This is a genomic window from Paenibacillus sp. JDR-2 (genome assembly GCF_000023585.1).
GTDB lineage: Bacteria > Bacillota > Bacilli > Paenibacillales > Paenibacillaceae > Pristimantibacillus.
On record NC_012914.1, the window covers coordinates 2,786,121 to 2,806,155 of the forward strand.

General features: G+C 49.1%; 24 protein-coding genes. 23 read left to right on the forward strand and 1 reads right to left on the reverse strand.

Annotated elements, in window-relative coordinates; all coding sequences use genetic code 11:
* The 18 genes from trpD to PJDR2_RS12380 all read left to right on the forward strand — a co-directional run bounded on the left by trpD (position 1) and on the right by PJDR2_RS12380 (position 16,106).
* The gene (trpD, locus tag PJDR2_RS12290; RefSeq protein WP_015844017.1) at positions 1-1,053 is read left to right on the forward strand and encodes an anthranilate phosphoribosyltransferase; all 1,053 of its coding nucleotides are present in this window, start codon (positions 1-3) and stop codon (positions 1,051-1,053) included.
* Complete coding sequence (gene trpC / locus PJDR2_RS12295) at positions 1,043-1,840, forward strand: indole-3-glycerol phosphate synthase TrpC (RefSeq protein WP_015844018.1); 798 nt, start codon at positions 1,043-1,045, stop codon at positions 1,838-1,840. Before trpD ends, trpC begins: the two co-directional genes overlap by 11 nt.
* Positions 1,837-2,499, forward strand: a complete 663-nt coding sequence (locus PJDR2_RS12300) for a phosphoribosylanthranilate isomerase (RefSeq protein ID WP_015844019.1) — start codon at positions 1,837-1,839, stop codon at positions 2,497-2,499. Before trpC ends, PJDR2_RS12300 begins: the two co-directional genes overlap by 4 nt.
* Positions 2,496-3,692, forward strand: a complete 1,197-nt coding sequence (gene trpB / locus PJDR2_RS12305) for a tryptophan synthase subunit beta (protein WP_015844020.1) — start codon at positions 2,496-2,498, stop codon at positions 3,690-3,692. Before PJDR2_RS12300 ends, trpB begins: the two co-directional genes overlap by 4 nt.
* On the forward strand, positions 3,689-4,495 hold the full coding sequence (trpA, locus tag PJDR2_RS12310) for a tryptophan synthase subunit alpha (RefSeq protein WP_015844021.1): 807 nt from the start codon (positions 3,689-3,691) through the stop codon (positions 4,493-4,495). Before trpB ends, trpA begins: the two co-directional genes overlap by 4 nt.
* Before the next feature lie 204 nt (positions 4,496-4,699).
* A complete protein-coding gene (hisC, locus tag PJDR2_RS12315) occupies positions 4,700-5,797 on the forward strand; it encodes a histidinol-phosphate transaminase (RefSeq protein ID WP_015844022.1) in 1,098 nt (365 codons plus the stop codon).
* Between the two features lie 4 nt (positions 5,798-5,801).
* A complete protein-coding gene (locus PJDR2_RS12320; RefSeq protein ID WP_015844023.1) occupies positions 5,802-6,893 on the forward strand; it encodes a prephenate dehydrogenase in 1,092 nt (363 codons plus the stop codon).
* Between the two features lie 524 nt (positions 6,894-7,417).
* A complete protein-coding gene (locus PJDR2_RS12330) occupies positions 7,418-8,014 on the forward strand; it encodes an RNA polymerase sigma factor (RefSeq protein WP_015844024.1) in 597 nt (198 codons plus the stop codon).
* Complete coding sequence (locus PJDR2_RS12335; protein ID WP_015844025.1) at positions 8,011-8,613, forward strand: hypothetical protein; 603 nt, start codon at positions 8,011-8,013, stop codon at positions 8,611-8,613. The genes PJDR2_RS12330 and PJDR2_RS12335 overlap by 4 nt, the downstream gene beginning before the upstream one ends.
* Positions 8,614-8,727: 114 nt before the next feature.
* The gene (locus PJDR2_RS12340) at positions 8,728-9,321 is read left to right on the forward strand and encodes a histidine phosphatase family protein (RefSeq protein WP_015844026.1); all 594 of its coding nucleotides are present in this window, start codon (positions 8,728-8,730) and stop codon (positions 9,319-9,321) included.
* Between the two features lie 624 nt (positions 9,322-9,945).
* Entirely contained in the window at positions 9,946-11,127 is a 1,182-nt protein-coding gene (locus PJDR2_RS12345) for a hypothetical protein (protein ID WP_015844027.1), read from the forward strand.
* A gap of 213 nt (positions 11,128-11,340) precedes the next feature.
* A complete protein-coding gene (locus PJDR2_RS12350; protein ID WP_015844028.1) occupies positions 11,341-11,523 on the forward strand; it encodes an IDEAL domain-containing protein in 183 nt (60 codons plus the stop codon).
* A 150-nt stretch (positions 11,524-11,673) separates the two neighbouring features.
* Complete coding sequence (locus PJDR2_RS12355) at positions 11,674-12,093, forward strand: DUF2487 family protein (RefSeq protein ID WP_041614236.1); 420 nt, start codon at positions 11,674-11,676, stop codon at positions 12,091-12,093.
* A 265-nt stretch (positions 12,094-12,358) separates the two neighbouring features.
* Positions 12,359-12,889, forward strand: a complete 531-nt coding sequence (locus PJDR2_RS12360; RefSeq protein WP_015844030.1) for a ubiquinol-cytochrome c reductase iron-sulfur subunit — start codon at positions 12,359-12,361, stop codon at positions 12,887-12,889.
* 14 nt (positions 12,890-12,903) lie between these two features.
* Positions 12,904-13,575, forward strand: coding sequence for a menaquinol-cytochrome c reductase cytochrome b subunit (qcrB, locus tag PJDR2_RS12365; protein WP_015844031.1), 672 nt, complete (start codon positions 12,904-12,906; stop codon positions 13,573-13,575).
* 18 nt (positions 13,576-13,593) lie between these two features.
* The gene (locus PJDR2_RS12370; RefSeq protein WP_015844032.1) at positions 13,594-14,466 is read left to right on the forward strand and encodes a menaquinol-cytochrome c reductase cytochrome b/c subunit; all 873 of its coding nucleotides are present in this window, start codon (positions 13,594-13,596) and stop codon (positions 14,464-14,466) included.
* Between the two features lie 82 nt (positions 14,467-14,548).
* Positions 14,549-15,187 carry a DUF1405 domain-containing protein gene (locus tag PJDR2_RS12375; RefSeq protein WP_015844033.1) on the forward strand — a complete coding sequence of 213 codons (639 nt, stop codon included), beginning with the start codon at positions 14,549-14,551 and terminating at the stop codon, positions 15,185-15,187.
* A gap of 181 nt (positions 15,188-15,368) precedes the next feature.
* Positions 15,369-16,106: a sporulation protein YpjB gene (locus tag PJDR2_RS12380; protein ID WP_416202272.1), complete on the forward strand. Its 738-nt coding sequence runs from the start codon at positions 15,369-15,371 to the stop codon at positions 16,104-16,106.
* A gap of 1 nt (position 16,107) precedes the next feature.
* Here the strand turns inward: PJDR2_RS12380 and PJDR2_RS12385 are convergent, their stop codons facing one another.
* On the reverse strand, positions 16,108-16,974 hold the full coding sequence (locus PJDR2_RS12385) for a YitT family protein (RefSeq protein WP_015844035.1): 867 nt from the start codon (positions 16,972-16,974) through the stop codon (positions 16,108-16,110).
* A 145-nt stretch (positions 16,975-17,119) separates the two neighbouring features.
* Between PJDR2_RS12385 and PJDR2_RS12390 the strand changes: the two genes are divergently transcribed.
* Genes PJDR2_RS12390 through bshB1 form a run of 5 tightly spaced genes read left to right on the forward strand, consistent with a single transcriptional unit; the run spans position 17,120 to position 20,014 of the window.
* Positions 17,120-17,455, forward strand: a complete 336-nt coding sequence (locus PJDR2_RS12390) for a nucleotide pyrophosphohydrolase (protein ID WP_015844036.1) — start codon at positions 17,120-17,122, stop codon at positions 17,453-17,455.
* 54 nt (positions 17,456-17,509) lie between these two features.
* Positions 17,510-18,052, forward strand: a complete 543-nt coding sequence (locus tag PJDR2_RS12395; RefSeq protein ID WP_015844037.1) for a tetratricopeptide repeat protein — start codon at positions 17,510-17,512, stop codon at positions 18,050-18,052.
* A gap of 3 nt (positions 18,053-18,055) precedes the next feature.
* Complete coding sequence (gene dapB, locus PJDR2_RS12400; protein WP_041614238.1) at positions 18,056-18,859, forward strand: 4-hydroxy-tetrahydrodipicolinate reductase; 804 nt, start codon at positions 18,056-18,058, stop codon at positions 18,857-18,859.
* A 34-nt stretch (positions 18,860-18,893) separates the two neighbouring features.
* The gene (gene mgsA, locus PJDR2_RS12405; RefSeq protein WP_015844039.1) at positions 18,894-19,319 is read left to right on the forward strand and encodes a methylglyoxal synthase; all 426 of its coding nucleotides are present in this window, start codon (positions 18,894-18,896) and stop codon (positions 19,317-19,319) included.
* Entirely contained in the window at positions 19,316-20,014 is a 699-nt protein-coding gene (gene bshB1, locus PJDR2_RS12410) for a bacillithiol biosynthesis deacetylase BshB1 (protein WP_015844040.1), read from the forward strand. Before mgsA ends, bshB1 begins: the two co-directional genes overlap by 4 nt.
* The last annotated feature ends 21 nt before the right edge of the window (positions 20,015-20,035 follow it).

Below are 20,035 nucleotides of genomic sequence, written 5' to 3' on the forward strand. Positions count from 1 at the left end.
ATGAGTTTGGTGACAAAACAGGTAACGATGCAAGGAGCTTTAAACAAGCTGATGAGCAGCACCGATCTGACTCGCGAAGAAGCCCGGTCGGTGATGGATATTATTATGAGCGGCAATGCTACACCTTCGCAAATTGCGGGAGTAGCTACAGCTCTTCGCATGAAGGGCGAGACGAAGGATGAGATTACAGGGTTTGCGGAAGTGATGCGCCAGCATTCCAGCCATGTGCAGACAAAGCAGGAGGGCTTGCTTGATACTTGCGGAACGGGCGGTTCCGGTATTCATAAATTCAATATTTCCACCGCTTCCGCTATTATCGCATCGGCTGCCGGCATTCGCGTAGCGAAGCACGGTAACCGGGCGATGTCCGGCAAAGCAGGCAGCGCGGATGTACTCGAGGCACTAGGCGTGAACATTACGCTCACTCCGGAGCAAGCTTCCGAATGCCTGAGTCAAATCGGCATCTGCTTCATGTTCGCACAGCTTTATCATCCTTCCCTTCGCCATGCGGCAGCACCTCGCCGTGAGCTTGGCGTCCGCACGATCTTTAATATGCTTGGTCCTTTAACGAATCCGGCTGGCGCCGACCGTCAGTTGATCGGATTGTACGACCGTACCAAAACATCCACCATCGCAGCCGTATTAAACGAGCTAGGCGTGAAGCGGGCAATGGTTGTCAGCAGCGTGGACGGATTGGATGAGATCAGCATTTCGGCGCCAACCCAAATCTCCGAGCTGCGAAGCGGTGAAGTGGTGACCTATGAACTGACTCCGGAAGAGCTGGGGCTCTCCCGCTATCCGATATCCGAAGTGATCGGCGGAGATCCGGAGACGAATGCGGCTTTAATCCGCGGGATCTTCAGCGGCGAACAGCGCGGTGCCTACCGCGATATCGTGCTTGCTAACGCAGGGGCTTGCATTTATGTAGGCGGCTGCGCGGATTCACTCCGCGAAGGCGTAGCGCTGGCTGCCGAGATGATTGATTCCGGCATGGCAAATCAGCAATTGCAAAAGCTTATTCAGACGACAGGAGAGTTGACTCATGTTTCTTGATAAAATCGTAGTAACGAAGCGGGAAGAGGTTGCTCATCTCGCTTCGGACTTCCAGCTAGCCGATTATGAACGCAAAATCGCTTCGCTTCCCGAATGCCGCGGCTTCGAACGCGCGCTAACGTCCGGCCGCAAACGGGATGTCGGCCTGATTGCGGAAGTGAAGAAGGCATCCCCATCCAAAGGCCTTATCCGTCCTGATTTTCATCCTGCCGAGCTTGCGGCCGCTTATGAGCGCGCAGGCGCGGACTGTTTATCAGTGCTGACGGACCGCGATTATTTCCAAGGCTCCAATGAATACTTAACCCTGATCAAGGAGACGGTCAGCAATCCGCTGCTCCGCAAAGATTTTATTATCGATTACCGTCAGGTATACGAGGCTCGTGTTATCGGAGCGGATGCGGTACTATTAATAGCAGCAATTCTTACATCTTCCGAGCTGTCGGAGCTGTATGACACGGCAAAATCGCTTGGCATGGACGTTCTTGTAGAGGTTCATGACCGCGAAGAGCTGGAGCGGGTTCTAGAGCTTGATAAAGCGACCCTGATTGGCGTTAACAACCGAGACCTGAAGTCCTTCGTAACCGATCTTCACACGACAGAGGCTCTTATCGATCTCATACCCAAAGGAGTTACGGTAATAAGCGAAAGCGGCATTGCAGGGCGCAAGGACATGGATTACCTTCAAACCGTCGGTGCGCAAGGCGTCCTGATCGGCGAACATTTCATGCGCCAGCCGGATGCCGGACAGGCTGTTATCGACCTTATGGGTCCGGTGACGCGGGCATGACGGCATCGCCAAGAATCAAGATTTGCGGATTAAAGGATACTGCTACCATTGCGGAGATGAACGGACTTCCTTTTCACGAGATCGGATTCGTGTTTGCGCCAAGCAAACGCCAGGTCGATTCGGAAACGGCAGCCGTTCTAATCGAGTCAGCCAAGCGGCTTCAGGCAGCTGAGGGTGAAGCACCTCAAACGGTAGGCGTCTTCGTTAATCCCGGAATTGAGGAACTGACAGCAATTGTGGAGAAAGCGCCTCTTGACGTCGTGCAGCTGCATGGGCAGGAGACGCCGGAATTTTGCCGTCTGGTTAAGAACCGCTTGGATAAGAAGGTATGGAAAGTATTCTCTATCGGAAAAGACGGCGCTGACGCTCAGGCTCGTGTTTCCGCCTATGAGGGAGCCGTAGACGCCATTCTGATCGATACAGCAGGCGGCGGTACGGGTCAAACCTTTGACTGGCAGCTTATAACGGACTATCAGAATGCAGCAGCAGCCATTGATGTTCCTTTGTACGTAGCGGGAGGACTTCATCCCGGCAATGTGGGAGAACTACTGGCAGGCAACCCTGTTGACGGTATTGACGTATCGAGCGGGGTTGAAACGGACGGCCGTAAAGACATCGAGAAGATTAGACTATTCGTTAGAAAGGTGATAGAGCGATGAACCAAGTACCAGACGAGAACGGGCGCTTTGGCAAATTTGGCGGCCGGTATGTACCGGAGACGCTGATGAACGCTTTGCTGGAGCTCGAAGAAGCCTATAAACATTATTCGCAGGATGAATCCTTCAAGCAGGAGGTTCATGATCTTCTGCACAAATATTCGGGACGTCCGACGCCGCTTTATTACGCGGAACGGTTAAGCCAGCATCTTGGCGGCGCAAAGATCTACCTGAAACGCGAAGATTTGAACCATACCGGCGCTCACAAAATCAACAATACGATCGGGCAGGCTGTACTTGCCAAACGCATGGGCAAAACAAAAGTCATTGCCGAAACCGGCGCAGGCCAGCACGGCGTTGCATCGGCTACCGTTGCCGCTTTGCTGGGACTGGAATGCAAAGTATTCATGGGTGAAGAAGACATGAAGCGCCAGCAGCTTAACGTATTCCGCATGCAGCTGCTTGGAGCAGAGGTTGTACCTGTTATGTCAGGCACCCGTACGCTTAAGGATGCCTGCAACGAGACGCTCCGCTACTGGGTCAGCCATGTAGACGATACGTTCTACATTTTGGGTTCCGCAACGGGTCCGCATCCTTATCCGATGATGGTCCGCGACTTCCAGCGTATTATCGGTGACGAATCCCGCAAGCAGATTGTCGAAGCGGAAGAGCGTCTTCCGGACTATGTGGTTGCAGCGGTTGGCGGCGGAAGCAATGCCATCGGTATTTTCTATCCGTTTATTAAAGATGAAGCCGTCCGTCTTGTTGGGGTTGAAGCAGCGGGACGGGGTATTGATACGGAAGAGCATGCAGCTACGATGACCATGGGCAGCCATGGCGTATTCCAGGGTTCGATGAGCTACTTGCTGCAGGATAAATACGGCCAGGTTCAGCCAGCTCATTCCATCTCGGCGGGGCTTGACTATCCGGGCATCGGACCGGAGCATGCTTACTTAAAGGATTCCGGCCGCGCGGAATACTTCCCGATTACCGATGCGGAAGCGCTTGACGCTCTTCAATTGCTGTCCCGTACGGAAGGCATTATTCCGGCATTGGAATCAGCCCATGCGATTGCGCAGACGATTAAGCTGGCTCCAACGCTTGATCAAGATAAAATTGTCGTTGTCAGCTTGTCCGGACGCGGCGATAAAGACGTCGAAGCGATCATGGGTTACCTGGGAGGTGCGGAGGCGTGAATTTGATTGATGCTGCTTTTGCCAAATTGAAGCAAGAAGGAAAGACGGCGCTTATTCCGTTTTTGACGATTGGGGATCCGGATATCCCTACATCAATCGCTATTATTAAAGAGCTTGAACAAGCAGGCGCGGATCTCGTTGAGCTTGGTGTCCCTTATTCCGACCCGCTTGCAGACGGTCCCGTTATTCAACGGGCATCCGAACGCGCTCTTAAGAACCGTATTTCGATTCTGGATTGCATCGAGACGGCTGCGCAAGCCCGTGAAGCCGGCGTCAAGCTGCCGTTTATTTTGTTTACTTATTTCAATCCGGTGCTGCAATTTGGCCTGGAGGACTTTATGAATCTTGTCGTGGAAAAGGGAATCAGCGGTCTTATTATTCCGGATCTTCCGATTGAAGAGGATGAGGAAGTACGTACGCTGGCTGAAGCGAAAGGCGTTCACCTTATTCCTTTGGTAGCCCCAACTTCTAAGGACCGCGTTGTCCGCATTTCCAAGAAAGCACGCGGCTTTGTCTACTGCGTATCCTCGCTGGGGGTAACGGGAGTCCGTGCCGAATTCCACAGCGGAATCGACGAATTCCTTGCAACGGTTCGCGAAGCAACAGACCTGCCAATTGCCGTGGGCTTTGGTATTTCCAGCCGCGAGCAGGTGGAGCGGTTCGAGAAAATCTGCGACGGCGTAGTCGTAGGCAGCGCGATTGTGCGCAAAATCGAAGAAACGCTTCCTAAATTAAGCGATTCTTCGAAGCGGGAAGATGGACTTGCCGAAATCCGCAGCTTTGTTGCCGGATTCAAGGGCTGATGCGAAAGGACAGAGCTTGCTGGCTCTGTCCTTTTTTTAATTCTAAGCATTTGGGCTGCCTGCCAAAGGATGACAGATTCGTTGCGCCTTGTGTGCTCCAATTCCTATTTTATAAGACGACCCTTTAAAACCTTGACAAGATGTGAGACAATAGAAAACATGCGGTTAGCCAATATGGCCAATATGACAAAGAGGTGAATGGCGATGCAGCCAAAAAGCAATATCGTGCATCTCCCTGTTTATCAGCCGGGAAAACCGGTTGAAGACGTGAAGAGAGAGCTAGGATTAGACGAGGTTATCAAGCTTGCTTCCAACGAGAACCCGTTTGGTTATTCGGAACAGGCGAAAGCAGCTATTATAAATGAATTAGATCAAATTGCAACCTATCCGGACGGTGCCAGCTTTGAGCTTACTGCCGCTGTAGCAGAAAAATACGGTGTAGAGTCCAATCAGATTATTTTTGGCACGGGCTCGAGCGACATTATCCTTATGCTGGCGAGAACTTTCCTGGCTCCAGGGGACGAAACGGTTATGGCCGACGAAACGTTCTCCCAATACAAACATAACGCAGAAATCGAAAATGCCCGCATTATTGAAGTACCATTAAAGGAGGGTAAACATGACCTTCCGGCGATGCTGGCTAAGATTACGGACCGCACCAAGCTGGTATGGGTGTGCAATCCGAATAACCCGACCGGCACAATCGTCTCTGAAGAAGAGTTAACCGCCTTCCTGGATCAGGTCCCTAAGGATGTTCTGGTCGTATTGGATGAAGCGTATTGCGAATTTGTGGACGAGCCTGGTTTCCCGGACGGCATTAAGCTGCTGAAAAAATACCGTAACGTGATCGTGCTTCGCACCTTCTCGAAAATTTACGGTCTGGCATCGCTGCGTATCGGTTACGGAATCGGCCACGCGGATGTCATTCAATATATGAATCAAATCCGTGAACCGTTTAATACGACCCGTCTCGGACAAGTAGCGGCAAAAGCATCTCTTGCCGACGATGATTTCATTACGTTCTGCCGCAAGCAGAACCGTGCGGGCATTGAATACATGACGAACCATTTCGACCGTCTTGGCTTGAGCTACTTCCCGGCATACGGCAACTTTGTCATGGTTGATACAAAGCTTCCATCAGCTGACGTATTCCAGTCGTTGCTTCGCAAAGGAGTTATCGTAAGGCCGCGCTGGACGTACTATCCGACTCACATCCGCGTCTCGGTAGGTACTCCGGAACAAAACGAAAAGTTTATCGCAGCTCTTGAGCTAGTTCTGCAGGAAGCGGCGGTGCGCGGATAGCCTTATGACGAAGATCGCGATATTTGGGGTAGGATTGATTGGCGGTTCTTTGGCGCTTTGCTTCAAAGGCAAACCGGAGCTTACCGTTGTAGGCTACTCGAACCGTCAGTCCTCCGTTGAAAAATATATGAAGAGGGGAGTTGTTGATTATGCGACAACTTCCTTGCGCGAAGCAGCCGAAGGTGCAGATTTTATATTCCTGTGCGTGCCTGTCGGCAAGCTGGAGGAATACGTAACGGAGCTCGGCAAGCTTGAATTGAAGCCAGGCTGCATCGTAACGGATGTAGGCAGTACGAAAGCTTCGGTGGCCGAGTGCGGAAGAAGACTGGAACGGAATGGCGTGTCGTTCATCGGCGGCCATCCAATGGCAGGTTCTGAACGCTCGGGTGTTGAAGCAGCCTCCACGAATCTGTTCGAGAACGCGTTTTATGTTTTGACGCCGGAAGAGACTACACCGCCGGAGGCTTTGGAACGGCTGAGAAACCTTCTGGTTCATACAAGAGCGCATCTTGTCAGCGTTGATGCAAATTCGCATGACGAGATTGTAGGCGCAATTAGCCATCTGCCGCATATTATCGCGGTAGCTCTCGTTAATCAGGTCCGCGGTTACAATGAGAATAACGGCTTGTACGAATTGCTGGCTGCCGGGGGCTTCCGGGATATTACGAGAATCGCGGCAAGCGACCCGATTGTATGGCGGGATATACTAATCAACAACCGCGTGGTTCTGTTAAAGCTTCTGAAGGATTGGAATGCCGAAGTGGAGAAGTTTGCGGTAATGCTGGAAGCTTTGAACGGCGATGCGATTGAGGAAGCCTTCCAGACAGCCGGTGAATTCCGCAGTAAGCTGCCTGAGCGACGCAAAGGCATGATTCATTCCTTATACGATTGTTACGTGGATGTACCCGATCATCCCGGCATTATCGGCAATATTGCCAGCGAGCTGGGCAGTGCCCGTATTAACCTTAGCAACATCAATATTATCGAGAGCAGGGAAGATGTTCCCGGCGTGCTTCGCTTATCGTTCCGGACTCAAGAAGATCTGGACCAAGCGATGGAGCTTCTCGGCAAAACCGGATATACCGTTCGTCAATAAAACCTCGAAAGAGGTTTTTTTGTTTTCAAAGATTTAGATTCATGATTAGATTTATCAAGGCGAAAAAAGTTTAAGCGTTTTCAAAAAAACCGTTGACATTGTGGAAGCGTATACATATAATAAAAGTACAGTATGGTTTCTCTCCACTCCTATCCAAAACTATAGCGTTCAACATGAATGCTGACCACTCTTCGGAGTGGTTTTTTTTTGTTCTTTTTTAGTGGACATGCCTTTTGCTCTAATTCCGACAAAATCCTGCAATCAGAAATTAGAGTTTACTTATTTTTTGAGACTAACAGGAAGAGGTATGTTACAATACGGAAGGACAGTGGGTATTGTTAAAATATGGGTTAAAATCCTTTTTGTCGAAACAAGAAGGAATTTGGCTATTATGAATCGAATTACATACATCGTATTATTGAAATTTTTTATGATAATAACCGCAACTTTTCGCTTCCGGTTCGGTATAAGGATACATAATCGAACTGGGAAGAAGAATTCGCAGGTGAGGAGGTTCGCCTGTCATGACTGATTCCCAATTAATACGTGAGATTAAGGACGGTAACATCGAGCTCTACTCGGAGCTGATGCGCCGTTACCAACGCAAGATACTAGCATTTATCTATCATATGTTGAAGAGTGCCAAGCTGGAGCTGCTCGCTGAGGATTTGTGCTCGGAAACGTTTTATAAAGCATACCGCAGCCTCCATTCCTTCCGCGAAGTGGATGCTTCTTTTTCGACGTGGCTGTATACGATAGCACGAAATACCGTGCTTAGTGAACTGCGCAAGCAGAAGTCGGCTCACGTCCCGCTCGATGAGTCGAATATGATGCCGGCCGCTCCGCCAGACCAAGTGCCGGAGCAGCATGTGTTGCGCAACGAACGGATGGCGATGGTTCGCGAAGCGATTAACAATCTACCTGAGAAACAACGCTCAGCACTCATTCTGCGGGAATATGACCAGTTAGACTATCAGGAGATCGCAAATATTCTGGGCCAAACGGTCAGCTCCGTAAAATCGTTGTTATTCCGGGCACGAGCCAGCGTAAAGTCGCAGCTTGAGCCTTACTTTGGCGAGACGCCGATGATGGAAGAATACGAAGGGATGAACACGCGATGAAATGCGATGACGTACAAGACAAGTTCGATGTCTTCGGATATTTATCAGAGGAAGATGCCGAACGGGAAGCGATGGAAGCCCATTTGCTCGACTGCGAGCAATGTGCTGAACAATACCGTCTATGGGAAGAAAGCGAAGAAATGATCCTTAAGCTTTCGGAAGAGGATGAAGTTGTTACAGCCCAGATGGAGCATGTCAATCGCAGCGTTATGGATCGCATTTATGCTGAACAATCGTGGTTGATGCCGGTGTCCCAGAAAAGCTATTATTTCTCGCCTGCTTTCAGGCGTAACCTTGCTATTGTGTTGTCCGCTTGTTTAGCAATTTTCGCGTGTTCGCTTATTTTCTTCATCAAAGGCAACGAACATGGCACACCGGAAGAAAAAATGGCGCAACTAACCGGATTAATGGATACTGCTAATGCATCGGGCAGTGATTTTGTCATTAGCGCGGAATTTGAAGTTCCCGTGGCAAGCGTTAGTGACCCGTTTGTTTTGCAAGTCGTTCCAACCTTCCCGCAATATTGGGTAGCACTTTCACTTCTTGGGGTTGTGATGACGTTGTTAATCTTGAACTGGTTGTCTAGAACGCGAAGCTAATGCACAAGCTTAACAAAGGTGTTGTTCAGATATTCAACCTCTAACCGTGGCCGTTTCCATTCAGGGCCGCGGTAGAGGTTTTCTCATTTATAGTCGGAAAGGCAGGAATCACAATTGATTATTGGTATGGTACGACACGGCAATACCGATTGGAATGCGCTAGGGAAGATTCAAGGCCAGACTGATATTCCGTTAAATGAGCTTGGGAAAAAGCAGGCGAATGCACTTGCCGAGCGCTTAAGCCTAGATGAGAAGCTGTGGGACGCCGTTATATCGAGTGATTTGCAGCGTGCTCGCCAGACGGCTGAAGTAATTGCAGACAAGTTGGATATTCCGCTGCTGGAGGGCGATTCGCGATTGCGGGAACGAAATTTCGGCGAAGTCGAAGGTCTGACATTGCCCGAGAGAGTGGAGCGTTGGGGAGAGAACTGGCGTGAAGTAGCGAGAGGATTGGAAACGGACGAGGAGGTCCGTGCCCGGGGAATGGCATTTCTGCAGGATTGGCAGAAACAGCGGCCAGAAGGCAGGCTGTTGGTTGTGTCCCATGGCGGGTTTCTGGCGCAAATGTTTGACACGCTTTGCGCCGACCTCGAGAAGCAGCATCTGGGCAATCTTTCTTACTCGATTCTCCAGTTGAAGGATGAACAATGGGCTCCGCTTCTATATAATTGCACTCGTCACCTTGAGGAGGCGAATTCGAGAGTTTGACGAAATAGGTCATTCTCGGAAATGTATCTCCTTCCGGCAACTGTTGTCATTCTGAATATGGATTAGATTTGATAAGGTGTATTCAGAAGTGACAAAGGCGTACGCTTAAAAGCTTTCTGAAAGAAAGCTGCTTCGGAAGCATAGACTTTCCTCCAAGAGATACATTCGCCGCTCGTTCCTCGTCAATTTATTTTTTTTACAACAGTTTGGGCTGCCGTTAATTTGGCAGCCTTTTTTTATGAAGAACAAGGGCTGCCAATATCAATGGCAGCCCTTGTTGCTGTTCCCGCCTTTGAATTTTACAAGGCTTTTTGTGTGAAAAACGAGCGAGCGGAAGCGGAGCAAGCAAATGTTCATTGAGAAGCTCAGCGTTCGCTTTTGATATCCGGATTCCCCTCCATAAAACTTCGAATCGAAGGGAATCCGGTATCAACGGCGATCGAAAGAACATTTGCTTGCGCAGCGGCCACAATTTGCAACGTAACCGCCAAATGTGAAGCTTTTTCACACAACTAGTTTTAAAATTCAAAATTCTTCCCATAATGGTACTAACTATTGCTAGCGAATCAAATAAGCTCGCGAACGAGACACAAACGGCGGGCAGTTACGGAAAGGAGAGATACCATGAATTTGTCGGATATGTTGGGCTATGCAGATATTCAGCAATTGAGCCGGATCGCCTCCGTGTATCAATGTGAGTGCAATGGCCACTCAAAAAATGATTTGATTCAGTCGATTCTCTCTACCGTCAGCCGGAAAGATGTATTTGAGGCGCAGATCAGCAGTATGAAACTGGACGAAATGCGGTTCTTGAACTCCCTGCTCTTTGAATCGAGAGATTCCTTCAGTCTGGAAGAGCTGATTGCAAGGGTTCAGCAAAGCAAGTTTGGCGAGCTCGAGCCCCCAGCGGAAGAACCGCCGCAGAAGAAAACGAAACGCACAAAGAAGAAGCAAGCCGAGGCCGAAGCGCCTAAAGAATCCGGACCACGCGAGATGATATCCAGGTTCAAGCATCAGGGATGGCTGTTTAACGGAGTAACCGGAACCAATCGTTATATGTTCCAGGTACCGCAGGATCTGAGAACGAGATTCCGCGAAACGCTGCGCAAAAAGTTTACAGCAGAGCTGCATTACACGGATGAGCCGCATATGTACCGGGACGAACAAATGCTCGTTCAAGAAGATGTTTATCAGCTGCTTCATTATATTTATCACAATGAAGTACAGCTGTCGGCGGACGGCTCGATGTACAAACGGTTCAGCGGACAGATTTTGGAAAAGCTGGCCATTTCGGAAGAACCGCCCGGTAAAGGCGAATGGCGATTCGGATACGGCAGACATTTTCACCATTATCCGAACCGAATGTCTCTCCTGTTTGACTATTGCGGCTATATGAAGTATTTCGTGGACGATAACGTGGTATTGGCTTTATCGCCGAGCGGCGAAGAGCGGTTGCGCAGCAAACCAGCCAATGAAATGGAGCAAATCTATAAATTTTGGCTGAAGTTGTACAAAGGGGCAATCCCCAATATTCATTCGCTTGTGCATTGGATGAATAATCTGGCGGAGCAATGGGTTACGGTTGATTCACTTCGCACTGTGCTTATTCCCTTCGTCAAACCGTTCTATTACGATACAGCAGATAAGGTGCTGGATATCCGATTAATTGGAATGATGGTTCATCTGGGTATGCTTCGGATTGGCGAGCATCAGGAGCATGGGACGGTTGTGCGGATGACCAAATTGGGAAGGGCGCTTGTCGCCGGAGTAAATCTCGAAGATCAGGACCGGATGTTTCTCTATTAGTTTTTCTATGAAACCAACTAGGCGATGGCATATTAATTGAAATGGGGGCAATCGTACTTATCGGCGCGCAGAATGGTGAATATGCTTAAAGTAGGAGCCGGTTCGATTGTGACTGAGAATGACGAGTTGACCTATACTCTTTCACTTGAATCACCGCGTGACGATAGTCGAAGACGATAGGATCTCTTTAACGCCGGTTTGGAGGTGTATCCTATGGACAAAATGAAAGTTGCTTATGAAGCAATGCTAGGATTAGCAGCGGAGATGGTATTAGATGAAGCCGTTCACAAGTTTCGCTCGGATCGGATCTACAAAGCGATCGATCAAGCGTTGGCCGTTGGAGACGAGGATACGTTCTACCGTTTAGCCGCTCAATTAAATCAATTAAAGAGCTAATTTACGCGAATAGAAACTTCCGCCCTATGATGGAGGACTTAAGGATCCGTCATAGCAGCGGGAGTTTTTTTGTTGTTTGGATTGGCAAAATCCCCCTTTATGGGTAACATAGAGATTACGGACGAATCTCAACAGGAAAGGGAGCAGGAAATGAAATTTAGCGACATTGCCGAGCAACAATGGGACGAGCTTAAGCCCTACCTCGACACATGCTTGCTGCCGGTCACCGGAATGACGGGATTAGAGCAGCCGTTTGAAGCAACACTTGCACTTGAGCAGTTAAGGGACGTAATGGACCTCATAGAAATCCCTTTTAAAGGAAGAATCGTGACCTATCCGGCGATGCACTACATGAATGGAGACTCTGCAGGGGCACTCGTTTCGAAAACCTGCCGATCGTTAAAGGAGTCCGGATTCCGGTTTGTCATCGTCATCTCGGCTAAGAATCAGGAAGGTCTGGAATGCCCGGATGCCGATCTTGTGATCTGTCCGGACGGCGAAGGGGAAGCGCCAACTGCGGCAAATGTGTCGAAAGCCGTGCAGGCTTTGTGGAACCGCGGCGGCTCCTAAACGACAATAAAGCGCTGTCATCTTCCAAACGGGGGTATTTTTGAATAAAAAAAATGGGTTTTGGGGAAACAAAAGTTAAGGCAAGGTTAAATGTGACAAATTGCCAACAAATTTGTGAATGGCATTTTATAGGTAAATAAATCGCGAGCCATATTCTTGACGCTCCCAAGCGCCTAGGCTATTATAGTTTATGTCCTAGTTCGTCAAGCGTTTTGCCGTGCGGCTGAACGCGAGAAATGGTTGGCAAAGGGGGTTAGAACAGAAGATGAGTAACCACGAACATCAAGAAACCGCGCATCGTCCGGTTCAACGCAAAGAGATGTCCCGGCGTCAATTTTTGTCGTATACACTCGGCGGTACGACTGCATTTATGGTTGGTGGCGCGGTTTTGCCTATGGTCCGTTTTGCGGTTGATCCTCTCTTGGCAAAAAAAGCTGAGGGAACATGGGTTAAAGTAGTTGAAGAGAGCAAAGTAACAACTGAGCCTCAAGAATTCAAGTTCCAAATTCATCAGGTCGATGGCTGGTATGTAAGCGATCCCGAACTTTCTGCCTGGATTACGAAGGACGCAAATAATCAGGTTTTTGCGCTTTCTCCGGTATGCAAGCACCTCGGTTGTACAATCGGTTGGAATACGCTTGGCCATCACGAGTATGATTGTCCATGCCACGGTGCACGTTATACCGTTGACGGGAAAAACCTTGCAGTTGCCCCACATCCATTAGATGAATATGAAGTGAAAGTTGAAAACGGTTTTGTGTACGTAGGTCCGATTAAAGCGAACTCTCGTGTATAGGAGGCTAATAGCAGATGTTTAAATCGATGTACAACTGGATTGACGAACGTCTTGATATTACGCCGCTGTGGCGGGATGTAGCGGACCATGAAGTACCGGAGCACGTTAACCCTGCTCACCACTTCTCGGCATTCGTTTACTGCTTCGGCGGTTTGACGTTCTTTATCACCGTAATTCAAATTTTGTCCGGCATGTTCCTAACCATGTACTATGTACCGGACATTATCAACGCTTATGCAAGCGTTGACTACTTGAACCATAAGGTTGCATTTGGCGGCATTGTTCGCGGCATGCATCACTTTGGCGCAAGTTTGGTTATCGTAATGATGTTTTTACATACCTTGCGTGTATTCTTCACGGGTTCCTACAAAGCACCGCGTGAAATGAACTGGGTCGTAGGGATGCTGATCTTCTTCATTATGTTAGGCCTTGGCTTCACGGGCTACCTGCTGCCTTGGGATAACAAAGCTTACTTTGCAACAAAAGTAGGCGTACAGATCGCAGAATCCGTACCGTATATCGGTCCTTACATCGGCGAGTTCCTGTACGGCGGCGACATTGTAGGCGCGCAAACGCTAACACGCTTCTTCGCAATTCACGTATTCTTCCTGCCTGGCGCTTTGATTGCAATGCTTGCAGCGCACTTCCTGATGATTCGGAAGCAAGGCATTTCGGGACCACTTTAAGCGAAGGGAGGATTTATTATGGCGCACGGTCATAAATCGAACGAGAAGGTCGTTTATGTTGGCGACTCGCGGGTGAAGAAAAGCAATCATCCGAACATTCCGCCAGATTATACGTCCTACCCCGGTAAATCGGAAGCGTTCATACCGAACTTCCTGCTTAAGGAATGGATGGTTGGCTGCGTAGTCTTGGTTGGTTTCCTGACTTGGACCATTGCAGAAGGTGCACCGCTTGGTTATCCGGCGGACCCTACGAATGCATCCTTTATTCCGATGCCGGACTGGTACTTCTTGTTCCTGTATCAGTTTTTGAAATATCCATGGGTTTCTGGCGACTACATCGTGCTTGGTACGATGGGGGTTCCAGCTGTTATGTTCGGCGGCTTGCTGCTTGCTCCGTTCCTGGACACAGGTAAAGAGCGCCGGTTCTACCGCCGTCCAATCGCATCATCGCTCATGTTCTTGTCCTTGATCGCCTGTGTGTATTTGACGGTTATCTCATGGAGTCACTACACGCATGAGATGGAAGCTACGAATTCGATTCCGGAGCATAAGGTCCGTGAAGAGAAAGCGCGCGAAGCACATGAGAAAGGTCAAGAAGCTCCAAGCGCATCGAAGCCGGCAAAAACGGTAGCATTGGTTGACGCGAATGACCCGGCAATGGACATTGTCAAGAAAGCACAATGCGTTGCTTGTCATGCTAACGATCTGAAGGGCAATCCGCCGCAAGTGCCGGCTTTGACTGGCGTAGGCGACCGGTTGTCGAAGGAAGAATTGGTTGAAACCGTGACCAATGGACGCGGTGGCATGCCATCTTTCAAAGATCAGTTGTCAGCTGAAGAGATTGACCAATTAACAACTTGGCTTGCGAAGCAAAAAGCGCCGGCTGAATAATAGCAACATTTAAAAACCTGATCGTATTTATGCGGTCAGGTTTTTTCAAATCTAAACGACGAAACAGGAGGCGTATATTTCTATGGGCGTACCGATATCTTGGTTCTGGAGCCGATCTTTTTTATTAAGCCGCCTCTTTTTATGGGTATTGTTTATCTTTAATTTCCTGGGCACCGTGTACGGTTACATCTGGTACGGTAATCAGATTGAAGATACGGTAAGCAACCATCCGTTATGGCAGGTTGTATTTGTCCCGGATAGTCCAACGGCAAGCTTGTTCTTTACTCTTACCTTGCTGTATTGGCTGTTTCCGCCGCAAGGCAACTCCCGCTTTGTCAACGGAGCGCGAATGATTATTGAAGGCCTCGCGGTCGTTACTTCTATTAAATATGGCATCTGGGCGGTTTCTATGATTGTTGCAGGAAGCATGCAGGGGGATCCGCTTCAATGGGAGCATTGGATGCTGATGGCCTCGCATACGGCAATGGCCGTAGAAGTGCTGTTATATGCCCGTTTTATGAAAGCCGGTATATGGGCGGCCGTAATTGGTACGTTGTGGCTTTTGCTAAATGACACCGTAGACTATGCGTATGATGTTTTTCCGTGGCTTTCGGATAGGCTTATGGATGATCTGACGGCTGTCAAATGGTTTACATACAGCTTAACGATCTTTAGCTTTATTGTCGGCGGACTTGCATTAAGGGCAAGAAAAGAGACATAAGTATGGACATCCCTTCATAAAGTGGTCATAGCAATTCTCTTTAGGAGGGATGACCATGAAGATACGAATTGTATTGCCATTATTTTTATGTATCGTCATGACCGTCTGTTCGGTTACGGCTGCCAAAGCCTTTCCTGCGGACCTGCTTAGGACAGGCAATGCAAACGAAACCAGGAACGAGCTGCTTCGCCTAGACGAGACGGCTGCAGCTTTATACCAAGCTGCTTACATGAATAATCGCCAAGCCGGCTATAAATATGTCCAGCAGCTGGATAAGCTTGTGAACAAGAGCGATATCAGACATGCCGGACAAGCTGCCGGATGGAAACTGATGGAGGAGAGCATTGCTTCGATTACCTACACGCTTAAAAACGGCAAGGTAACCTCCGATTGGCTGACGGCAGCGGCGCGCATTCATTTAACGACTGATGCGTTGCTGCGCCCGGATCATGCGTTATGGCTGCAGTATGAGAAAGTGATGCTGGAGGATTTAGAGAGGGTGAACCGCTCCTGGAACAGGCAGACGGATGACGGCGCGATAGCGGCGAGAGCTGCGATGAACAGCTTTAATCAACATTTATCGCGCATTGAAGCCGCTGCTTCCATGCAGCGGCCAATGGAACGGATTGACGAATTGCGTGATCGGATCCATTATACGAACGTACTGCTTGAAGCGGGGATGAAAGGGCAGACCAAGCAGGACTGGACGGACAATTCGATATCGGACCTTGAGTTTTCGGTAAACCGGTTATTCGATAACGGTCATTCGCAGGACGAGGAACCGGTTGTTGCTCCAGTTGGAGAAGCACATCCCATTAGTTGGATTTTGCTTCTTGGCGCCATTATTATGGCGGTTCTTACCTATACAGGCTGGAGGAAGTACAAGCAGCAGCCTTATGGAGTAAAGCCATTGTCTTAATTTATTCTTCTTTGAATCCTTCACCAAGCACATCGTGCACTTCGCTAATAACGGTAAACGCTTTGGGGTCGATACGGCGTATGATGTTCTTAAGACGGCGCATTTCTTGCCGCTGAACAACGCAGTAGACGACCTCTTTTGATTGTCCGGAAAAAGCGCCCCTTGCCGGCATTAACGTGACGCCCCGGTCCAGCTCGGTCGTAATTTGGGCAGCCATTTCTTTGCCTTGCTCGGTAATAATGGAGAAGGATTTGGCTGCATAAGCGCCATCCTGAATAAAATCAATCAACTTGGAAGCAACAAAGACTGTAACTAGCGTGTACAAAACCTTTTCGATCGGAATGAACAATAAGGAAATCCCGATAATAACAGCGTCCGAGATTAATATAAATTGCCCCATGCTGAACGCCTTGCGTCTTGAGGCAATCCTCGCGATAATGTCTACACCGCCGGTGGTTCCGCCTGCGCGGAATACGATGCCTAAACCGCCTCCCAAGGTAACGCCGGCATAAAGGGCGGCAAGCAGGTAATCATGGGAATTATGAAAGGTGACAATCCAGCCTTTGTCGATCATCCATTCCATTAGTGCTAGGAAGCCTGATAAAGACACGACGCCAACCAAGGTATAGGCCATTTCGCCAAGGCCTAATTTCCTCCAGCCGATCAGGAAAAGCGGTATGTTCAAAATCAACGTGGAAAGAGACAAAGGAATTCCGGCTGCGTAATTGAGTAATACGCCAATACCGGTTACGCCGCCCTCCATCAGCTGATTCGGAATAACGAAATAGTGAAGGCCAAAAGCATAGACGGCTGTACCGACCAGAATCGGCAGCACGGTTTGAAGCTGAAGCATGAATTTCCGGGACATAAAGTAAACTCCTTTTAAGTTCTTGAACAGGCTATTTATGTATTATAGCTTAACAGACGGTTCAAAAAACATTGTTTTCATTGCTTCTTTACGTTAACATAGGTGATATTAGCGTTATACATAAGGAAGAAAGGGTCATTCACACATGGCAGAGAAATCTTTAGCCGATATCCAACGTGAGGTGGATGCTTATATCGGTCAATTTAAGGAAGGCTACTTCAGCCCGTTAGCGCTTATGGCGCGTATGAGCGAAGAGGTTGGCGAGCTCGCTAGGGAAGTGAATCACTATTACGGCGAGAAACCAAAGAAGCCGAATGAAGAAGAAAACTCCATTGAGATGGAGCTTGGCGATATTTTGTTTATTTTGTCCTGTTTTGCAAATTCACTCAACATTGACTTGACTGAAGCGCATAACAAAGTCATGAATAAATTCAATACCCGGGACGCTAACCGCTGGACGAGAAAAAACGGCGAACAGTAGAACGTACCTTTACATATGCTGTACCATCAACCTGTGTACAAGGAGGATGGGCAGATGGACGGGGAAAGCTGCGTGAAGAAGGCGTATGAGTTTATTCTTAACAGTGATTTTGAACAAGCGATTTATTGGTTCGAGCAAGCGATAGCGGCAGAACCTCTAAATGCGGGCTATCAACATATATGCGCGGTTTCATGCGCCAGAAGCGGGAAATGGACCAAGGCGCATCAATATGCGAAGCAAGCAGTAGAGCTTGACGGAAATCATCCCGAATATCAATACCATTTACAAACGATTGAATCGAGACTACTCGTGGCCGCGGCGGAGCAAAAGCTTGCGGAAGAGCCATCGCAGTATACGGATGCAATACCTTTGCTGCAGCAGGCGGCAGATCTGGATCCGCTTAGCTTCGAGGCGTTTTATTTGCTTGCGTTAACCTACTCGGAGATGGGGCGGTTGGAGGAGTCCGCAATAAACGCCAGGGAAGCAATCAGATTAGATCCCGGTCATTCCGCGGCGCGCCGCTTATTCGCTGATGTGAATCGGAAGCGCAGAATGCTGCGCAAACGGGTGATGGGCAAACAACAACAGAAGGAATAGGTGATCTTGGTGGCAATTAAGGTAGCAGTAATCGGAGCAAGCGGCCGAATGGGCCGTGAAGTTGTGAAAATGGTGCTGGAGGACGAGGCGCTCGAGCTCGTTGCTGCCGTCGCTCCTTCAGCAGGTCCTGTGGACGCAGGCGTATTTGCGGGCAAAGCGAATACGGGAGTTACCGTTAGCGCAACCATTGAGGAAGCGTTAAGCCATGTAAAAGCAGATGTTATGGTTGATTTCACCGTGCCGGCGCTTGCTTATCAACATACTAAGGTTGCGATTGAGCATGGCGTCCGTCCCATCATGGGCACAACCGGGTTTACGCCGGAACAAATCGAAGAGCTGGACAAGCTCTGCCAGGAAAAAGGAATTGGCGGGCTGATTGCTCCAAACTTCTCGATTGGCGCCATTCTGATGATGAAATTTGCTGCGGAAGCATCCAAATACATGCCTCATGTTGAAATTATCGAATATCACGGCGATCAAAAGCTGGATGCCCCATCGGGCACTTCGATTAAAACGGCCGAATTGATCTCTCAGGTTCGCCAAGAGCTTCGTCAAGGCAACCCCAATGAGGAAGAAGTCATTGAAGGCTCACGTGGCGGCTATTATAACGGCTTCCGTATACATAGTGTCAGACTCCCGGGCGTATTTGCGCAGCAAGAGGTTGTATTTGGCGGTTATGGCCAAACGTTGAAGATCCGTCATGATTCTTATGACCGTGCCGGTTATATGCCTGGAGTTAACGTAGCGGTTAAGAAAGTGATGGACTACAGCGGCTTGATTTATGGCTTTGAACATTTGATGGACTAATCTATATACAGCCTAGAAAGAGTGGGGATTTAGGATGTTGAAAATTTCTTTTATCGCGCATGACCGTAAAAAAGAAGAGATGGTTAACTTTGTAACCGCTTATGAGAGCGTCTTTGCGCCGCATGAATTATATTCTACCGGTACAACAGGTACCCGCATTATGGAAAAAACAAATCTGCAGATCCAACGCTTTATGTCCGGTCCGCTTGGCGGAGACCAGCAGATTGGCGCTATGGTTGCCCAAAACGAGATGGATCTGATTATCTTCCTGCGGGATCCGCTCATGGCACAGCCTCACGAGCCGGACATTATCGCATTGCTTCGCCTTTGCGACGTACAAGGGATTCCGGTTGCTACAAACGTGGCAACTGCAGAGCTGCTTGTCCGTGCATTGGCACGCGGGGATTTCGCATGGCGTGAGCTTGTTCACAAATATAAGCCAGGTGTGGATGCACCATGAGCGAACCGTTAGATATTCTCGTCTTTGGCGCACATGCGGATGATGCGGAGATCGGGATGGGCGGAACGATCGCGAAGTATACGGCTGCCGGTAAACGGGTAGGCATCTGTGATTTAACCGAAGCGGAAATGTCTTCAAACGGCACCGTGGAGCTCAGGAAGCAGGAAGCTTCCGAGGCTTCCTCGGTGCTTGGTTTATATACCCGTACCAATCTGGGACTGCCAGACCGGGGGCTCGAAATCAACAAGCCGCACATTGATGCGATTGTTGCGGAAATTCGCCGCTCCCGTCCGCGCATCGTGTTCGCTCCGTATTGGGTGGACCGCCATCCGGATCATATTGCTTGCAGCAAGCTGGTTGAAGAGGCTGTATTTAATGCAAAGCTGCGCCGTTATATGCCGGAGCTGCCAGCCGTGCAGGTGGAACAATTCATCTATTATTACATAAACGATGTGGATGATGTCTCGCTTATGGTTAACGTATCGGATTTTTACAACCAGAAGAGACAATCTTTAATGGCTTACCAATCGCAATTCCAAACGGCTGCCCCCGGCGAAGACCGAGTGACGACACCTCTTACGGATCGTTATATAGAGCGGGTTGAAGCACGGGATAGTCTGCTTGGCCAGACTCGAGGCTGGAATTATGCGGAGGGCTTTGCCATCAAACGCCCGCATGCCGTTGAGTGGTTTTAACAAAGATAAAAAAATCTCATA